This window comes from Pseudoalteromonas sp. AOP31-A2-14 (assembly GCF_052378035.1).
In the GTDB taxonomy this organism is placed as follows: domain Bacteria; phylum Pseudomonadota; class Gammaproteobacteria; order Enterobacterales; family Alteromonadaceae; genus Pseudoalteromonas.
The window spans coordinates 2,440,967-2,460,639 of the sequence record NZ_JBQSXI010000001.1 but is presented as its reverse complement, the minus strand read 5'-3'; the positions used below and the strand labels follow the sequence as shown (position 1 = coordinate 2,460,639).

The following is a 19,673-nucleotide window of genomic DNA, read 5'->3' as shown; positions in this document are numbered from 1 at the left end:
AGTCAACTGCGTCGTAATTTAGTGACCATATGGTTTTACCTGAAACGTTATCAAAGGCACCTTAATACATGGGTAAGCTTTTACTTTTTAAAAGCAGGAGCAATATAGTCCAGCTCTATTTGTAAAAATCCTAGAATACAAAAATCATCTTTATAAAGGCGGTAGTCGCGCTCTTTAGTGCAAAATACAATCGTCGAAACGACTTCAGAATAGTTTAAACCTCGCGCATCCACATTCCCTATATTAGCTTCTGAGCTGCGACGAAACTGTTTATAAATATAAAATGACGGATAAGCAGGTCTTGATTTATAGTTGAGGTTGGTGGCTAACCTAAGGCTGTTTTAAACTTTATTTTTGGATTGATGAGTATGAAAGGGTTTTTACATGAAAAGTAAAAGGCCACTACAATGATTGAAGTGGCCTTATATTTACAAAAGTTTAAGTGCTTAGCTTAGTGAGTACTTAAACTTAAAGCGATTAAAACTCAACATTGAATGAAAGCTGTAAAGTACGTGGGTTATAGTAACTACGGTACTCACCAAACGTTTCAGATGAAACTGCTGGGTTGTTGTTGTAACCTGTTTGACGATCAAACACGTTAAACAAATCAGCGCGGAATTGCATGTTAAAATCACCTGCGATTTTGAAATCTTGGGTATAATTTAAATCTAATTGCCAATGGCTTGCACTACGACGGCTACCAGCAGGCTCACCGTAACGACTTACGTCAGAAGAGTAGCCATAAATTGAGCCATCCCATGCTTCCCAAGGTTTACCCGATTGGTATACAAAATATGCACCTATGTTTGCTTCCCACGGTACTGTGTAGTAGCCATACACTTTTAATAAGTGTGGTTTGTCACCCGAAAGTGTCCCATAGCGATTATCCCACGAGTAACGACCGCGGCCATCACCATAGTACGAAGAGCCAATAAAGTTATTCGCATCGTTGCTTGTAGTGGTGTTATCTTGGTCGAAGTTACCATAGTAATGACTCCATACATACGAGGCGTTTATGTAGCTGTTTTCGCCCATATATTCTGCTTCAAGGCTGGCTTCCCAATATTTTGTTTCGCCGCCATCAACTTCAGCAATTACATATGAACCACCACCAATTTCGTTTTGGATTGCAGCAAGGTCATCAATATATAACCCTTTATCGGCAATGTTCTGAGGAACACCTGACGCATCTACATCTGAGTAATCCGTTAAGCGTGCATCGTTTGGCATATCTTCCCAAAAGTGCATACCTTTACGATGACGAACGTGAGCACGTAATACTAAGTCAGAGCCTACATATTTAGTTGTCCCTATAGTAAACTCATTGATACGACGAGGCTTCATATCATCTTGGAACGCTTTACCTGAAGAGCCTTGACGCGGTTCTGAATAGAGCACATTACCGGCATCATCAAATTCAACCTCAAGTGTCGTTGCAGTATTTCTATCCCATGACGCTGCACGTGCAAGTGAATTTGCTTCAGGGTTGTAGATTGCAAAGTTAGCAAATACCGAGTCTTCACCTGAGTACGTCCACGTTGCACCAATACGCGGCTGCAGCATATCAGTCCAATCGGTTTGATACATTTTGTACTTGTTACCTGGTGCTAACTCATAACCTGACACAGTACCTGATTTTTCGCGTAAACCTTGTCCATACATTGTATCTTGGCTAACAAGAAGACCTAGGTTGTAAGTCCAATCGCCTACTTCTATCGTATCGTTAATTTCAAAGTTAAGACTACGTGTTTCTGAAGTAATTGATGGGACTGTTGTATCGCCATCTAGCGTTAAGCTCATTTGTTGTACGTAAGCCCTGTATGCAACAGGAGCTGAGCTACCCATTTCTAGGCTCTCATCCAAACCACCCACGTACGAAATACTGCCCCAGCCATTTGACAAGCGGGTTAATACTTCTTTGCCTTCTTCCCATTTCGCACCAAAGTGTAGAGTGTGGTATGCATCGCCCCAGTCAAATTCATGCTCTAGGTTAACTTCAAAGCTATCACGCGAGAACTCTGAGTCGTCGTACTGAGAATAAGCACCGACACCGCCACCGCCTTTCAATTGACCATTTTCAGTATAACCATATTGATTAACTAACGGTGTAGCGCCTGCATTAAAGGTATCAATTTGTGCTTGGGTGAAGTCTGTTCCTGGATCATATTCACGAATGCTTGGCACTGCGAAGTAACCCATCTGATCTAAATTATTAATATCTAACTGACCATCAAGCGAAGGCATAACAGAAAGTACAGTATCTGGCTGTGAGCCTGAATCAAGTTCAAATTTGCTGTATTGAAACGAAAGCGTGGTTGCTGAGCCAAGGATCCATGAACCATCAAGTGTAAATATATCTTGATCTGCTGTCTCACCTACGGATACCGAATCAGTTTCATAAGCGCCAATAGAGCGACCTTCAATGGTTTTTTCAGAAGTACGTTGTGAGATATTAAATAACAAATCATCCGTGGGAGCCCACGTTAACTTACCAAAATATTCATCGCGAATGCTTTCGTACTCTTTTACTTCACCGTAAGCTGTATCTTTGTTTGAACGTGTTTCTTCAGGGCGATAATATGAAGTATAAAAGTAAAGTTCATCTTCAATCAGCGGGCCACCTAAACTTGCGGTTAACCAACTTTTATCTGTTTCATAGCTTTCCTCGCCAGCAGGTGTTGCTACAAAGCTTTTTGGTTGGGTTTTGTATTCAACGTTACCATGAAATTCATCAGTACCAGACTTTGATACGGTATCAATTGAAAAGCCACCTGAGCGGTTAAAGCCGACAGCTTTTGCACCACCGCGGTCCATAGTCACAAACGCAACATCGTGAGTTGACGGCTCAGATGCTAAGTTACCGTACATTGGCAGAGATACGTTCACGCCATCAAAACCATATGAGTTATCTACACCCGAACCACCGGCTGATGGGCCAAGTGTTGAGTTTTGAGATAGTTCGACGCCCGGAACTAGCTTTAGTAAATCACGGTAATCTTGCCCAACCGGCACGCCTTCAATGGCTTTTTCACCTAATGAGTTGGTTAGCGCTGAGTTACCTTGGCGAAATAGCTTACTCCCCGTAACGGTAATAACTTCGACGTTTTCTTTTGCTCCTGAAAGCGATACATTTACGTTTGATGTTTGCTCAAGCAACACCTCAACGTTCATTGTTTGTGTTACGCCATTGTTGTCAGTAAAAGTAAGCTCGTAAGTGCCTGGCTTAAGTTTTGGTAAATTATAACTGCCGTCTTCACGCGTCACTACTGTACGTGGTTTGGGCATAACGTTACTTGTTGCAGTAATAGTAACACCAGCGACAGATTGAGGTGATTGTTCACTTACCACTTGACCTTTAATACCACCAGTTAGAGCGGCTAAAGCAGGAGCTGTAGTAAATGCAGCTGCGATTAAAGCGCCTGTAATAGCCGTTTTAGGGGTTCTTAATATACTTCGCGTGGCTTGTGATATAGAGCTTAAAGTAAATGTTGATGTATGTTGTTTCATTGTTTCCCGTCCTTTTTATAACTTTAATTGTCGATTTGGACTGTTTTAGTAATAACAAGTAAAAGAGTGTCTCTACTTGTTATCAATACATTAAACATCCGTTAAGCGGGAGGGTCAAGAATATTTTTTTCTGTACGTTGTATTTTATTAAAATAAAATATACAAGGTGTGGTTGAATTATTAATTCATTCATTGAGTTATAGTGTTTAAAAGAGTAAATAAAAACAGTTAAGTAGGTACAGATGGTCGGTGGAGTATTTGGAGTTGGTTTGTGTTTGCTAAGGGTTCAACAAAAAGCCCGCAGCAATGTGCGGGCTTTTGACTTTAATCAAGCTTTAAATTGCTAAATTACTCAACTAAACCACGGCGCTTAAGTAGCGCGTCTGTAGTTGGCTTTTGGCCACGAAACTCAATGTAACTTTGCATTAAGTCACGGCTGTTACCTTTTGATAAAACTTCTTTACGGAAGTTATCACCATTTTCACGAGTCAGGCCGCCTTCTTCGGTCATGTGAGCGAATGCATCTGCTGCAAATACCTCAGTCCAAAGGTATGCATAGTAACCTGCAGAGTAACCACCAGCGAAAGTGTGGCTAAAGTAGCTAGACTTATAACGTGGTGGTACTGGGTAGTATGCAATGCCGTGTTTATCTAACGCTTCGTGCTCAAATTTTTGTACGTCAGTAATTTTTTTATCAGCGCCAAATGAGTGCCACTCCATATCAAGCAGTGCAGCGGCTAAGTATTCTGTAGTACCAAAACCTTGGTTGAAGTTTTGTGACTCAAGTACTTTATCAAGTAACTCTTTAGGAATTGGTTCACCTGTTTTGTAATGCTTCGCGTAGTTAGCAAGCACGGTTGGTTCAATATTCCAATCTTCATTGGCTTGTGAAGGAAATTCAACAAAGTCACGTGCAGTTGAAGTGCCTGCAAGACTTGGGTATTTAACGTCTGAGAATAAACCGTGTATCGCGTGGCCAAACTCATGAAACATAGTAGTTACTTCAGAGAAGGTCATTAAGGTTGGTTGACCTTCAGCTGGCTTTGGAATGTTCTGCGCGTTAGAAATAACCGGTTTAGTGCCTTTTAAGCCACTTTGAACTACGTATGAGCTCATCCATGCGCCACCACGTTTACCTTCACGTGCGTATGGGTCCATGTAGAATAAGCCAATGGCGCTGCCATCTTCATTAAATACTTCAAATACCATTACATCTTCATGGTATACCGGTAAATCATTACGCTCTTTGAAAGTAATACCGTACAGTTTTTCCATAGCAAAGAATAAGCCATTATGAATAACTGACTGCATTTCAAAATAAGGTTTAACAAGTGCAGGGTCTAAGTCGTACTTAGCTTGGCGCACTTTTTCAGTGTAAAAAGCCCAATCCCATGGCTGTAAATCAAAAGTATGACCTTCAGCATCAATTACTTTTTGAATTTCAGCGGCTTCATCTTTGGCTTTTTCAACTGCTTTTGGTGCTAGATCATCAAGGATGCCATACACGTTTTCAGTGGTTTTGGCCATACGTGTTGTCATCACATACGATGCCCAATCTTTGTAACCTAATAACTCTGCTTTTTGTGCGCGTAGGTTCGTTTCTTTAATAATGATCGGGCCATTTGTTTTTTGTGCACGCGTTGATGATGCTTTAAAAATCCGCTCACGAAGTTTACGGTTTTCAAGGCTGCTTAAAACAGGTTGTCGCGTAGTGTTTACCAGAGTGATCATGTAACCGTCTTTACCTGCTTTTTTAGCAGCAGCGGCTAGACTTTCAATTTCACCCTCAGATAGACCCGCAAGTTCGCTTTTATCAGTAACTAAAATTACATCTTCTTTAAATGATTTAAGAATATTTTGTGAAAACTCAGTTGATAATTTAGCAAGTTCTGCGTTAAGTTCACGCATTTTAGCCTTTTGAGTCTCGTTTAGTTTTGCGCCTGCGTTAACAAATTTAGTGTAGTAAAACTCAACCAAGCGTTGATCTTCCGCATTTAGGCTCGCTTTATTGTTATTAATACTTTCAACGCGGGCGAATAATGCTTTATTTAAGTAAATATCATCTGAATGAGCCGATAATATCGGCGCCATTTTTGCAGCAATTCGCTGGTATTCAGGATTTGAGATAAGCCCAGATAAGCTATAAAACGCAGTTGATACGCGGTTAAGTAGCTCACCTGAATATTCCATTTTAACTAAGGTGTTTTCAAACGTTGCTGGTGCAGGGTTATTAGTAATTGCTGCTATTTCTGCTTTTTGAGCTGCAATACCAGCATCAAATGCCGGTTCGTAATCTTTAGTATCAAATTTATCAAACTCAGGCGCCATATATTGTAATGGGCTAGGTTTCATTAATACATTTTGTGCATTAACGTCTTGTATTTGTGAGGCTGTTTCTTTACTGTCTTCAACTTGTTGTGAACTACAAGCTGATAATAATAAAACGCTGGCAATAGTACTAGCGATGAGAGATTTGCGCATAAGAGCTCCAATTAAAAAAACATAAGCCAATTGGCTAAACACCGTTAACTTAGCAAATTTTAGATTATATACAATCAAGTTTATCGACTTATTGGGTGGATTGAGCGCAAAAAGGCGGAATTACAGATAAAATATTAGTAATTAAAAAAATAGTAGCTTAAATGCAATCGCTCGTATTAAAGCTACTAATGGGTTGTTGTCATATTACTTAATGGGTAATTCATAAAAGTGTAGACCATTTTAAGCAAATTAGTTGTAACCTAATACGAACTTCTGCTCGCTGCCAAAACTAGCTGGCACTGCATGACCAAACTCTTTGTTGATAGAGCTTAATGTTTGCTCTTGTTCAGCGAGTAAACATAATATTTTATTTCGATAACTTAAACTTGATTCAAATAAATCTAGATCAACCATTGGCTGTAATGTAGCTAATTTTTGGTTTAAAGTTAATTGCGGCATTGATCTCTCCTCGTGCTTTGGGTAGCCATTACTATTTATATAGCTCTGACTGCAATAAAATGCTAATAAACTATTCATTTAGTGCATAAAGAGCTTACTAATTACTAAACTCTTTATACTAAGGAGCTATTATGCCGTGCTAAACTTAGTGGAAACTGAACCAAAGAACCAAATTAGGTTTAATTATAATTTAAGAGTTTTCTTAGTGGATAAAACTAATGACCCTAGCTGATTTTCAGTCTGCGCTTACATATGTGTTGTTTAGCTATAATGGTGTGCAAATTACCATACTAAAAATAATTCAAGTGCCATTAATACTATTATTAATATGGTTTGTAGTGGCAAGAGTTGGTCGACTAATTCGTCGTGCGTTACTGGCACGCAATCTTGGCCCTGACGCCGTACATTTGTTTACCCGAATTTACCTAGTGATTACTATTGGAGTATTAATATTCACTTCATTAGAAGTATTAAATATTCCGTTGACTGCTTTTGCTTTTGTATCTGGTGCTATTGCCATTGGTGTTGGTTTTGGCGCACAAAATATCATTAATAACTTTATTTGTGGTTGGATACTTATGTGGGAGAGGCCAATACGCATCGGTGACTTTTTAGAAGTAGGAACAGCTAAAGGCGTGGTAGAAACAATTAATACCCGTTCTACGCGTATTCGCCGTAACGATGGCGTACATATGTTAGTCCCTAATAGCCAATTACTTGAAAACACAGTCACTAACTGGACGTTGATAGACCGCAATGCTCGTTCATCAGTTAATGTTGGGGTTGCTTATGACAGTGACGTATTGCTTGTTGAAAAGTTAATTAAACAGGTGCTGAGTGAGCATCCAGCTATACTGCCCATGCCTGCTTCGTCAGTAATGTTTGATGATTTTGCTGAAAGTTCGTTGGTGTTTAGTGCTATTTTTTGGGTGTGCGCAGAATCAGAAACTATGCTTCGTCTGGTGCGCAGTGATATTCGTTTTAGTATTTATAAAATATTTAAAGAGAATGATGTGCGTATTGCCTTTGCGCAACGTGATATCCATATTGATGGCGAAATAGCACTGAAAAAACCGTACGTATTAAAAGAGTAATTTGCTGATTGTTGAGGCCAAGTGTATTACTGCACTTAGCCTCAACAATTGAAGCTAAAGTTAATTTAGGTCTGAGTTAGTTTTTTAAGCTTAAGTGCAAATAACACCATTAAGCTGCCAAAAATAACTGCATAAGTTGCCACTAACCATAGCAGGGTTAAAATACCCGCGCCGGGGTTAAACATTAAATATAGCCCAAATATCACTGATAGCGCACCAGTAATAATAAGTAGCCACTCGCCACTTATTTCATGCCGTAATTTCATCGCAACTAAAATTTCAACAACGCCAATGGCAATAGCCCAAGCCGCTATATAATATAACAGCAGTAAAGTGGTAATGTCTGGGACAAACAAGGTCATTAACGCAGCGGCAATCGATAATATTCCTCCAACTAGTAACAACCACCATAATGGATTGTTACTTTTTGAGGAAATAGCGACCCAAACCCGCAGCAAACCATCAAAGAAGAAATAACCGGCAAAAATAAGCAGAATTACTTGTAATGACGCTCTCGGTGCAAACCAGGTAACTAAACCAAAAATAATGGCGATCAAACCGCGCATTAAAAGCACTCGCCAACTTTTAGTGAGTGAGTTTGTTAAATCCATTTTTTATCCTTAATATAAGATGTTACTCAACGTTAGCTTTCAGGCTGAGTCGGGTCAATCATAAATTTAAGTGGGTGATTTGGTGGTTATAGTTTAGGGCTTGTTGGACTCAAGTCATTTCTAGATGAATATGAAAAATAAATAGTGAACCTTATCGTATGTTTAAAGTTTTTACTCCATGGGCGTTACCGTTACTTTACTGAGTATATGGCAGTGTTGGAGCGTTAAACTTAGTCATCTTGAAGTTTCGAGTTAACGTCATTGTGAGTTTGTAAGACTTAAGTTTTTAGCGTACCTAGCGGTAGATTAAAATAATAGGTACTTTTTATTTTTAATAAAATACGTATCAAGAGTATTTACACTAAACAGCTACCGCCCCACTCTTTATACGTAAAGGACAAATGTCCGGTTGTTTAAAATATAAGTGCTTAAATTCTTCTAAAATCCTTTATGTTGACGCTATATGTTGTAAAAAGTTCATTTAATTGTATTTTTATGCAGCAATATTGTCACGCAGTGTTATAATCTTAAGTGTTCGTTCAGCCTCTTTACTTTGTTTTGCACTCTCGACAAAGAGGTCCGCGCAGCTTTTTTCAAGGCGCGAAAAATTGACCGAGCCCGCCAAGTGAACTTGGCGCAACCCCAAACCGTTGAACAAGAGTGCACTAAAAAGGTTAAAGCCCGACATGAAAGCAATGAAAAGATCTACGTTAGCAACCCTCATTAATGCAACGTTGTTCTCTGCAGTAGCAGGTACTTCATTTTCTACCCTTGGCGCAGAAGAGCAAACGCCAGCTGCAAAAAACAATCAACTTGAAGTTATTCAAGTCACCGCACGTAAGCGTGTAGAAAATGCCCAGGAAGTACCTGTTGCTGTTTCTGCACTTCAAGGTGACAAGCTAGATGCTTATAGCTCAGCTGGTATGGATATTCGTTTTATGAATGCCAAAATTCCAAGCTTATCTATTGAGTCTTCTTATGGTCGCACATTCCCACGTTTTTATGTTCGTGGCTTAGGCAATACCGACTTTGACTTGAACGCGTCACAGCCAGTGTCTTTAGTAGTCGATGACATTGTTCAAGAAAATGCTATTTTAAAAGGCTTCCCGGTATTTGATGTGGCACGTGTTGAAGTACTACGTGGACCACAAGGTACATTATTTGGTCGTAATACGCCTGCAGGCCTTGTTAAATTTGATTCTGTAAAGCCAAACCAAGAGTTTGATGGATTTAGCTCCGTGTCTTACGGTACAAATAATTCAATTGATTTTCGAGGCGCTGTTGGCGGTGGTTTAACTGATAACTTATCTGCTCGTGTATCTGTATTATGGCAAGATAAAGAGGATTATATTGATAACCGCGCTCCGGGCTTTGAAGAAGACGACATCTTGGGTGGTTACACCGATCGCGCTGCACGCATTCAGTTCTTATATGAAAAAGATGATTTTTCGGCATTATTAAACTATCACGTTCGTAACATGGAAGGTACACCAATCCCATTTTATGCTAACGCAATTAAAACTGGCTCAAATGAGTTAGTTGATGGTTTTGATGCTGATGAAGTTTATCACAATGCTGCTGCACGTGAATTTCAGGTTGTTGATTCACAAGGTGCGAGCTTAAAACTTGAGTACGACTTTACTAATTATACATTAACGTCAATTACTGGTTGGGAAAGCGCCGAGGTAAACTCTCGTGGTGATATTGATGGCGGCTATGTTGGCGGTCCTGGTGTCATTCCTTATCAATCTGAAAGTGAAAGTGGCTTACCTGATCACAATCAATACACTCAAGAACTACGCTTATCAAGTAACTTTGCTGGTGATTTTAATTATCAAACAGGTTTATTTTACTTTGATGAGTCAGTAACCATCGAGAATTTTGGTTATGACACATTGGCTGGTGGCTCACTTAATGGTTATGTAAATCAGCAACAAGATACCAAAGCATGGGCTGTATTTGGCTCTGTTGATTACACTGTGAGTGATGATTTAAAACTAACCGCAGGTCTGCGTTATTCAGATGATGAAAAAGACTTCGTTGCAGTTCGTAAAATTGTCCCGGCTAATTTAAATGAATGTAATTTTGACTTAATGCAATGCCAAACAGATATTACACGAACAGAAAATGCAAGCGATGATCATATCAGTTGGGATTTATCTGCGTCATATAAATTAACCGATGAAGTTAATTTATATGGCCGTATTGCGAATACATTCCGTGCCCCAAGTATCCAAGGACGTATTACTTTCTCTGATGAGCTGACTAAAGCTGACTCAGAAACGGTTACGTCATACGAGACAGGAATTAAGTCAGATGTATTAGATGGTCGTGGTCGTGTAAATGCAAGTGTTTATTACTTCAACATGAAGGATCAACAATTAACAGCCGTTGGTGGCACCACAAATACAACAAGTCTATTAAATGCCGATAAAACTACGGGTTATGGTTTTGAGTTAGATACTGAGTGGGTATTAACAGATGAGTTAAATGCGACATTTAACTTAAGCTACAATAATACTGAACTAAAAGACGATTCAATTTCGATTCCAGTACCGAGTCGTGTTTCAGATGGCTTGCTAACAATTACAGATCCTATGGTTGATGGTAATGCTATCATCGATGGTAATAGTCTGCCGCACGCACCTGAGTGGATCTCAAACTTAACATTACGTTACAGTAAAGAGTTAGCTGATGGTGAGTTCTTTACTTATGCTGATGTTTCATACCGTAGCGAAATTAACTACTTTTTGTATGAGTCAGTAGAATTTGAAGGAAAAGCACTTACTGAGGTAGGTTTACGTAGTGGTTATGCTTGGGCTGATGGTGATTACGAATACCAAGTGGCTGTTTTTGCTCGTAATCTATTTGATGAGCAGCAATCAATAGGTGCAATTGACTTTAATAACAATACAGCAATGGTTAACGAAGGGCGTTTTGTTGGCGCTGAATTCAAAGTTAACTTTTTCTAAGCAGATTGTTTAGCCATTTGAAACCCGCTTTTAAAGCGGGTTTTTTGTTTGCCCAGCGAAGCTGGCAAACCCGATAGGCTGAAAGATGCCTTATCACCCTGACTAAGGGGAAGATAATCTGAATGGCAAGGGCGTCACTGGCCAACGGTGGGGTCTGAAGGAAGCCATAAGAAGTTAGAGGTACACAACTAACCGTAACCTGTTTCGGCAGTATTGGTGGGTCAGCGTGCAAAATAGCGCAACGCCCTATACTTAGTCAGACCAATACTGTGCTTGAGGGTGGGATTTCTAACAGGGAGCCAGTGCAGTAACTGGGGAAGCCTGGCATCTAAACTTAATGAGAGTAAGTGGCCTAAATTCAAGGTGAAAGCCAAGATTTAGTGTCGGTGTGAGGTGGCAGATGAACCCGTAGTAGTGAGTAAGGCTAGGCCGATGAAAGCCAGTAATGGTGTGGAGGGGAAAACCAAGCCGACCATCAACATTATGTTTGATGGGGTCAACTTTAGCCAAAAGCTTTAATTGATTGCGAAGGGGGGAAGTATTCTTTAAGCGTATGAAAGACGGGAACTTTTGTTTATCGGCTCACAAGTATTTCGACGGAAATAGCCAAAATATGACGGCCAAACAGGAATGTAGACGCTGAGAATTGAAGGGCGAGCAATGGAGTAATGACTGACCACTTAGGCAGATTGCCAAAAAAGGCTAGCACACCTAATGTCATCATGAAGAATCAGCGATAAGTAGAGTGACACGAGCAGACATACCGCAAGCAAAGGCAGAAAATGACAGTTTACTACAGCTTGTACGGACAATTATTAGACATTAATAACCTGTACAAGGGATTCAAAAAAGTGAAAGCAGCTAAAGGAGCGGCCGGAATAGATAGGCAGACCGTAGGCGCATTCGCCCTGAATTTAGAAGCAAACTTAAAACAACTGCAACTTGAGCTGCAAACCAAGCAATATAGGGCACAACCTGTCAAACGGGTGGAAATACCCAAAGATGATGGCGGTGTCAGAATGCTAGGTATCCCCGCAGTTCGAGACCGAATAGTGCAACAAACACTATTGAACATACTCCAACCGATATTCGACATCGACTTTCACCCATCGAGTTATGGGTATAGGCCGAAACGAAGCTGTCATGACGCTATCAGTAAAGCAAGTGTATTTATCCGTAAATACCATCGCGACTGGGTCGTAGACATGGATTTGTCGAAGTGTTTTGACCTGCTTGATCATGCTTTGATAATTAGGAGTGTTAGACGCAAAGTGACGGACGGTAGTATTTTAAAACTGATTAATCAGTTCTTAAAAAGCGGAGTAATGATAGGTGAACACTGGGAGGCTAGTACGATAGGAAGCCCACAAGGTGGCGTAATTAGCCCGTTATTGGCCAATATCTACCTAGATGCTTTCGATCAAGAAATGAAAAAGCGTAATCACCGAATAGTGAGGTATGCAGATGATATCTTGATTTTGTGCAGCACAGAAAAAGCAGCGCAAGAAGCACTTAAGGCATCCACCCAGATACTAGAGCGAGACTTGAAATTAACCGTGAACCAAAATAAAACCCATATTGCTCATAGCAGCAAAGGAGTGAAGTTTTTGGGAGTAGAGATAGGTAGCCAGTGGACACGGATACAAGCATCAAAACTCATCGGGTTTAAACAAAAAGTGAAGCAATTAACAAAACGTAACGGCGGCATAAATTTAGCAGAAGTAATAAAACGGCTAAATCCAGTTGTGCGCGGTTTTGTAAATTATTTTAGTATAGCCAATTGTAAACGAGAGCTAAAAGCCTTGGCAGGTTGGATCAGACGAAGACTAAGGGCAATACAGCTGAGGTTGTGGAAGAAGCCATCAAGGCTACATCGACGACTAAAGCAGTTAGGAAAAAAGCCACCGTTTAAGTTCATTAAGATGAACTCGTGGCGTAACTCACTAAGCCCTTTATCTTGTGTATCGATGCCAAACCAATGGTTTGAGGAGCTTGGTTTATATCCAATAGAAAAAGTGAATACGGGATGGCTTGCTTTATCGGCGTTTAGGAAATAAGTTGATAAAATGTGAAGGGTACAGGAGCCGTATACGAGGTCCGTACGTACGGTTCTGTGAGAGGGATGAGGCATAAGCCTCACCCTACTCGATGTTTCAGCAGTGTAATCCTAAATAAAAAATATAGGAAAAGTATCTGTTAAATTAAAACTTAAGTGCATTTTTTAAAGTCGTTTACATTGATACTATATGTTATGAAATATTTGTTTAAATGTTTTTTATGTAAGGTTATTGTAGCATTACTTTGCTATGATAAGTTTTAATTCAGTTTGCTTATTTTATTCCCGCAATAACATAGGCTCATACCACTTATTATAAGCCGAAAAAAAATTGCCCGAACTCATCGAGTGAATTAAACGCAACCCCGAAGCCGTTTAACAAGCGAGCACTAAAAAGGTTAAAGCACGACATGAAAATATCTGCGTTAGCAACCTTAATTAATACAACGTTGTTATTTATAGTAGGTACTTCATTTTCTCCTGCCGCTGGCGAGGCGCTAGGTGCAAAATATAAGCAGCCCGCAGTTATTCATGTCACCGCAAGGAAACGTATAAAAAAAACACAGAAGTTACCTGTGGCTGTTTCTGCTTTAATCCCAAGTTTAATTATTGAGTCTTTATTTTGTCGTCCATTTTTACATTTCTGCGTTATTATTTTAGGGAAATGTAATGTCGTCTCGAGCTCATTACAGCCTGTTTCTTTAGGGATTAATGAAATTGTTCCAGAAAATTTCATATTAAAAGTTTCTACTGTATTTTATACAGTTTGAGTTCAAGTCTTGCGAGGCTCACAAAACGTTATTTGATTTAATACTCCTGCAAGCTTGGTTGATTTTCGCCCAAGCTAGGATACTGAAAGCTATATAAGTTCTGGCGTTTTTTGACTGTGTAATAATGTAATGTTTTATTGAGGTTTAAAATGAATGTAATATTTAAGGCTTGTTCTTTTTGTCTTATGGGGTCAGCAATATTTATTGGTGGCTACGCTGTCGCTGAAGACTTTGATGTACCCGTTGTTAACCCTTATTTAGGTGAGTTTCACTGGTCCGTACAGCCCAGCATTAGAAATCTTATGGCTCTTGATGGGCTGTCGAAAGAGAAGCTATCTAGCTGTATGGGAATTGCCGTGAGTGCGGGGAGTGTTGCTGCAAGTATGCATAGGAAGCACTTCAAGGAAGGGAAATTGATAGACGAGTTGTCTGCTGATTTGTCTTATCACTATGAATTAGACGGCTATATCCCGGTTCCTAGCGCGGTCTTGGAACCATGGGATGATGAAAAATCATCTTTAAGTGTTGATAAGACTCTAAAGATGAGAAAGCTTGATGTTGTCACTAAGTATTATGAAAGCTATGAGAATCTAAAAGTAAAAAACAGTAAAAATATTGTCGCTCAGCAACTGATTTGGGATTATTGCATGTCGATTCCTAAAGAAGCTTTTCTAAAATGAAGGTTAATTAAATAACTTAATTAAATAACTTAATTAATTCACTGCCTCTTTTAAAGTTAGTTAATTAGTGCACATAATACCGGCTTTTAAAACGGTTTTTTCGTTTATATTAATAAACGTTGCTGCTAAAGTAGCGATAATTAATTTATATACAGAAGAGATAAATAATGGCCGGATTTTGGAATTATCGAGTAATTTATTGTGAAGCAACTAAAGATGAAGCTGCGCAATATCAAATTCACGAAGTAGAATATAACCTCAATGGTAAAGTAACTAACTGGTCTGAAACCGGTGCCGCGCCATTTGGTAATACGGTTGAAGAACTATTAGCTGATAGCGATCGTTTAAAAACCGCTTTTGAAAAGCCAGCACTAAAAGTTGTTAGAAAAGAACGTGGTTATGAGCTAGTGGATGTTGAAACCGGTGAGGAAGCTTCTGCGGAACCGCCAGCGGGATTAACTGAATAAGTTATCAATTAAAGGTGCTTCGAGCGCCTTTTTTTTGTCTATTATCTAAATATAAAGGAATGAGTATGACGTTAAAAGCAATACTATTTGATATGGACGGTACCTTAGTTGATTCTGAGAGTCTGCACTTTAACTGTTGGAACGAGGTGCTTGCCAAGTACAATATTTGCTATGAAGAAGCCGCATTTTGCCAGCAGTTTTCAGGTCAACCTACTTTAATAGCGGCAGAGAATGTTATTGCAGAATATCAACTCGATATTCTGCCTGAGCAATTAGCAAAGGCCAAATATGATTACTTTGAAAAATACGTTGTAACTAATCTCCCTCCATTAATGCCGTTTAGCAAAGAGATATTAAAAGCAGTTAAAGCGAGCGGTTTAAAAATGGCATTAGTGACGGGCAGTGCCCGCCATGAAGCACTTCCTATTTTAAAAGGCTACGGCTTTTATGATTATTTTGATTGTGTGATAACTAAAGACGATGTAACCAATCCAAAGCCAGCTGGCGAGCCTTATTTACGCGCTTTAACACATCTCGGTATAAAGCCAAGCGAGGCTATTGCTATTGAAGACACTCATACAGGAGTTACATCAGCAAGCAATGCGGGAATAGCGGTGATGGCTATACCTAATCAACATACTGTAAGCCACGATTTTGCCAAAGCCATGGGACGATTTGATAGTCTTCAGGCTGTCTGGCGGTGGGTGCAAACTAAGCTATAATTAGAGTACTTATTTTATCAATTGGCAAGGATGCTGGTATGTACACATCTACACAGTCTTATTTATCGTTTTTTATGCTTGTTCTTTCACTAATAAGTTTTGGTGTATTTGCAAGCCCTGATCCTCAAGTACAGTTGGCAAATATTTACCAAACTGATAGTGAACAGGCAATTAGTGATTACTTAGTTAGCGAAAAGTTTGACGGTATTCGGGCTATTTGGACGGGGGCGGAGCTTGTAACTCGAAATGGCAATAAAATATATGCGCCAAAATGGTTTACCCAAGTATTACCCAATCGTTGGTTAGATGGCGAACTTTGGACAAAGCGCCAAGATTTTTCAGCCCTCAGTAGCATTGTCTCTAAGCATCAACCAATTGATAAAGAGTGGCAGAAAGTGACTTATCAAATTTTCGATATGCCTAATGATACTCAGCCTTTCATTAAAAGAGCCAATAACTACCATGCTTTAGTTAAGGAGGTCTCTGCAAAACATATAAGAGCAGTGATGCAACATCAATTTGCTAATAATAGTGAGCTTAACCGGTACTTTGATGAGTTGATTAAAGGTGGCGCAGAGGGGGTGATGTTACACCTGAAAAGCGCAAAGCATAAAGATGGTCGAAGTAATGCTTTATTAAAGTTAAAGCCTTATTTAGATGACGAAGCAATCGTTATGGCATACTTGCCCGGTAAAGGAAAATATAGCGGTATGATGGGGGCTCTTAGAGTTAAAACGGATAGCGGAGTCATGTTTTCAATCGGCACAGGATTCAGTGATAATGAGCGAGCTAATCCTCCTGCAATCGGTGCGACTATTACTTACCGGTATCATGGATTTACTAAAAATGGTTTGCCGCGCTTTGCTAGTTTTTTACGGGTGCGCAAGCAGTAATAAAGTTTCAATAAAATCATCAAACGTGCTAAATTGCGCGGCCTTTTAGCGTTCTAGTGGTGGCAAAATGTTGGTTGGTTTTGATTATGGTAGTTCAAATTGTGCAATGGGTGTAATGAATGCACAGCAAACAGTAGAGCTTGTTCCCCTTGAGCAAGGTAAACATTTTTTACCGTCTACTTTATATACACCACATTCTGCATTAGTGGTTGATTATGTAGCTGAACATCTAAAAGGTACTCACCACGAAGCTGTATTTTTACAAACACGCCAGCCACTATTAAATAGTATGGCGCGAATTAAATCAGAGCTAGACTTTCAAAGTGGCGATAAAGCTATTTTTGTCGGGCGCGAAGCAATCGATGAATATACGCAATTTCCTGACGAAGGGTATTTTGTTAAGTCCCCAAAATCTTTTTTTGGCGCGGTAGGACTAAAGCAGGCACAAATCAATTTTTTTGAAGATATCGCCACTGCAATGATCTTAAATATTAAACAACGCGCGGAAAACTCATTACAAAAAAGCCTAACCCATACAGTGATAGGGCGACCAGTTAACTTTCAGGCAGTGGGCGCAGAAGAGTCTAACCAGCAGGCATTGAATATTTTAGAGCGTGCTGCACAACGTGCAGGCTTTACCGAGGTGGCTTTTTTATATGAGCCATTAGCGGCAGGTATTGAATATGAAACCAACTTAACTATAGATAAGAAAGTCTTAGTGATTGATATTGGTGGCGGTACCAGCGATTGTTCATTTGTGCAAATGGGGCCGAGCTTTCGAGGCAATAGCGAGCGAGATAATGACTTTTTAGCACACATTGGTAAGCGTATTGGCGGTAATGACTTAGACATTGCTTTAAGCTACCACGGTTTAATGCCTCTATTGGGCTTAGGAAGTCAGTTTAAATCAGGTTTACCTTTACCGAACCAAGCATTTTGGCAAGCCTGTAAAATTAATGATGTAAATTTACAAAGTCAATTTTATAGTAAAGCGAATACCCGCGAGCTTATCGCTCAACTAAGAGATGTTAGTGAGCCTGAGCTATTTAAGCGTCTAATTGATTTACAGCAAAATAAGCAAGGGCATCAATTAGTACAGCAAGGTGAAGCAGCAAAAATCGCCTTGTCATCACAACCTGAGTTTAACTGTGATTTAGGTTTTTTAGCGGATGCTCTTGATAAAAATATAACCCTGCCAGAACTAGGCTTGGCTGTAGATAGTAGTATTAAGCAAATTGTAGAGTTAGCGCAGCAAGCAATTAAAGATGCAGGTACCGCGCCTGATGTTATTTATTTAACTGGAGGTAGCGCACAATCACCGCTTGTTAAAGCGGCGCTTAGTGAACACTTAGGCAATATCCCGATGATCAATGGCGACCACTTTGGTAGCGTTACTGCTGGGCTAACAAAGTGGGCACAGATGCTTTATCGCTAAAGCTTTTATAAGGTAATTTGGCGAGTAGCTAAGTATTTTTCGTAATCTGGAAGGCTGCGGTCAAGCTCTGCGTTCATCATTGGTGAGCTTAATAGCATATCTGCACTGACTTCATTACACGCTACAGGAATATTCCACACCGCAGCTAAGCGTAATAACGCTTTTACATCAGGGTCGTGTGGCTGAGAAGCTAGAGGATCCCAAAAAAAGACCAACATATGCACTTCATGTTCAGCAATTTTTGCGCCTAGTTGCTGATCGCCGCCCATCGGACCGCTTAATAGTTTAACTACATCTAAACCAGTACTTCGTTCGATTAAAAGGCCCGTTGTACCTGTGCCATATAAAGTATGTTCGCTAAGGATTTGTTGGTGCTTTTCACACCAAAGTTTTAAGGCTGCTTTTTTACCGTCGTGGGCAACAAGCGCAATATTTTTTTTAGCTGGGAGTGATTGTTGCTTGAATTCAAGTATTAAGTGCAATCATTATGCAGCCACCAGAACTTCTGATTGCCCCGTAAATAATTCATGAGGGGTTTTATACCCTCTTGTTTTTCTTGGCCGATGGTTGAGCTTATCAACTGCCGCCTGTATCTCTGCTTCACTTAGCGCCATAAAGTCAGTTCCCTTGGGGAAGAAGCGTCTAAGTAAGCCGTTGGTATTCTCATTTATGCCCCGCTCCCATGATGAATAGGGATGAGCGAAATACACATCAGCTTCTAATTTTTGTGCAACATGCTCATGGTGAGCAAACTCTTTTCCATTATCTAACGTCACGGTAATAACCTTACCTTTATATGGTGTCATACACGTGATCAGCGCATCGGCTGTTATTTTCGCATGCTTGCTTTCAATTCTGTGAACGACTGTATATAACGTTTTACGTTCAACCATTGTGACAAGCGCATTTTTACGCCCTTTACCTATCACTGTATCGCCCTCCCAATCACCAATCCTAGACTTTGAATCCACAATACTTGGGCGTTCATCAATGCTGACTCGATTAACTATCTGTCCACGTTTATCATAGCTTCCATAGCGTTTTTTATACTTTTTACATGCACGAGTGAGTGTCTTATGTAGCTTGCCACCACGAGCCTTGTCTCTGTAAATATATTGATAAATTGTTTCATGATGTAAAACGACCTGTTTCTCTAAAGCTAAGCGGCCTGCCACTTGCTCAGGGGAAAGTCCGTCATGCAACAATTTATTAATCCAGTGAGTGACGTCCTCTGTTAACTTACTTGCTTTGAAAGATGACTTACGTCTTTGTTCAGCAAAGTTATTGGCTTGGTTAGGCCGATAGCCTTTAAGTCCTTTATTGCGTTTTAGCTCTCTAGAAATAGATGACGGTGAACGAGTTAGTTCTTCAGCTATCTGCTTTTGGTTATTTCCTGCTTTTATTAACGCGTAAATCTGGTATCTTTCTTCTTGTGTCAGCTGTTTATATTTCATTAAAGCAATTTCCTTTGGCGAGAAAATGGCCGAATTATAACAGCTGGCCATCTAATCTGAGAAATTGCACTT

General features: G+C 39.8%; 15 protein-coding genes. 9 read left to right on the top strand and 6 right to left on the bottom strand.

The annotated features are described in order from the left end of the window. Positions 1-477: 477 nt before the first annotated feature. The 3 genes from ACT3S9_RS11350 to ACT3S9_RS11340 form a co-directional block, all read right to left on the bottom strand. Positions 478-3,507 carry a carboxypeptidase regulatory-like domain-containing protein gene (locus ACT3S9_RS11350; protein WP_441834839.1) on the bottom strand — a complete coding sequence of 1,010 codons (3,030 nt, stop codon included), beginning with the start codon at positions 3,505-3,507 and terminating at the stop codon, positions 478-480. A 348-nt stretch (positions 3,508-3,855) separates the two neighbouring features. Further along, a complete protein-coding gene (locus ACT3S9_RS11345; RefSeq protein ID WP_441834840.1) occupies positions 3,856-5,988 on the bottom strand; it encodes a M3 family metallopeptidase in 2,133 nt (710 codons plus the stop codon). Positions 5,989-6,237: 249 nt separating this feature from the next. Next, entirely contained in the window at positions 6,238-6,447 is a 210-nt protein-coding gene (locus tag ACT3S9_RS11340) for a hypothetical protein (RefSeq protein WP_441834841.1), read from the bottom strand. Between the two features lie 218 nt (positions 6,448-6,665). Between ACT3S9_RS11340 and ACT3S9_RS11335 the strand changes: the two genes are divergently transcribed. Further along, positions 6,666-7,541, top strand: coding sequence for a mechanosensitive ion channel family protein (locus ACT3S9_RS11335; protein ID WP_441834842.1), 876 nt, complete (start codon positions 6,666-6,668; stop codon positions 7,539-7,541). Between the two features lie 65 nt (positions 7,542-7,606). Here ACT3S9_RS11335 and ACT3S9_RS11330 read toward each other — a convergent pair whose 3' ends face one another. Beyond that, positions 7,607-8,152 (bottom strand): HdeD family acid-resistance protein, encoded by a 546-nt coding sequence (locus tag ACT3S9_RS11330; RefSeq protein ID WP_441834843.1) that lies wholly within the window; start codon positions 8,150-8,152, stop codon positions 7,607-7,609. A 686-nt stretch (positions 8,153-8,838) separates the two neighbouring features. Between ACT3S9_RS11330 and ACT3S9_RS11325 the strand changes: the two genes are divergently transcribed. From ACT3S9_RS11325 to yegD, 8 genes are all read left to right on the top strand, one after another. Next, positions 8,839-11,124, top strand: a complete 2,286-nt coding sequence (locus ACT3S9_RS11325) for a TonB-dependent receptor (RefSeq protein WP_441834844.1) — start codon at positions 8,839-8,841, stop codon at positions 11,122-11,124. Between the two features lie 782 nt (positions 11,125-11,906). Further along, positions 11,907-13,181 carry a group II intron reverse transcriptase/maturase gene (gene ltrA, locus ACT3S9_RS11320; protein ID WP_086960535.1) on the top strand — a complete coding sequence of 425 codons (1,275 nt, stop codon included), beginning with the start codon at positions 11,907-11,909 and terminating at the stop codon, positions 13,179-13,181. 409 nt (positions 13,182-13,590) lie between these two features. Further along, positions 13,591-13,950, top strand: coding sequence for a hypothetical protein (locus ACT3S9_RS11315; RefSeq protein WP_441834845.1), 360 nt, complete (start codon positions 13,591-13,593; stop codon positions 13,948-13,950). 149 nt (positions 13,951-14,099) lie between these two features. Further along, entirely contained in the window at positions 14,100-14,630 is a 531-nt protein-coding gene (locus ACT3S9_RS11310; RefSeq protein ID WP_441834846.1) for a hypothetical protein, read from the top strand. Positions 14,631-14,797: 167 nt separating this feature from the next. Next, on the top strand, positions 14,798-15,097 hold the full coding sequence (locus tag ACT3S9_RS11305) for a hypothetical protein (RefSeq protein WP_441834847.1): 300 nt from the start codon (positions 14,798-14,800) through the stop codon (positions 15,095-15,097). Positions 15,098-15,162: 65 nt separating this feature from the next. Further along, positions 15,163-15,819 (top strand): HAD family hydrolase, encoded by a 657-nt coding sequence (locus tag ACT3S9_RS11300; RefSeq protein ID WP_441834848.1) that lies wholly within the window; start codon positions 15,163-15,165, stop codon positions 15,817-15,819. Between the two features lie 38 nt (positions 15,820-15,857). Then, on the top strand, positions 15,858-16,712 hold the full coding sequence (locus tag ACT3S9_RS11295; RefSeq protein WP_441834849.1) for a DNA ligase: 855 nt from the start codon (positions 15,858-15,860) through the stop codon (positions 16,710-16,712). Between the two features lie 67 nt (positions 16,713-16,779). After that, the gene (yegD, locus tag ACT3S9_RS11290) at positions 16,780-18,147 is read left to right on the top strand and encodes a molecular chaperone (RefSeq protein ID WP_441834850.1); all 1,368 of its coding nucleotides are present in this window, start codon (positions 16,780-16,782) and stop codon (positions 18,145-18,147) included. A gap of 5 nt (positions 18,148-18,152) precedes the next feature. On the opposite strand, the gene ACT3S9_RS11285 is transcribed toward yegD, so the two are convergent. Beyond that, on the bottom strand, positions 18,153-18,620 hold the full coding sequence (locus ACT3S9_RS11285; protein WP_441993519.1) for a methylglyoxal synthase: 468 nt from the start codon (positions 18,618-18,620) through the stop codon (positions 18,153-18,155). A gap of 12 nt (positions 18,621-18,632) precedes the next feature. After that, complete coding sequence (locus ACT3S9_RS11280; protein ID WP_086959932.1) at positions 18,633-19,601, bottom strand: IS30 family transposase; 969 nt, start codon at positions 19,599-19,601, stop codon at positions 18,633-18,635. Between the last annotated feature and the right edge of the window lie 72 nt (positions 19,602-19,673).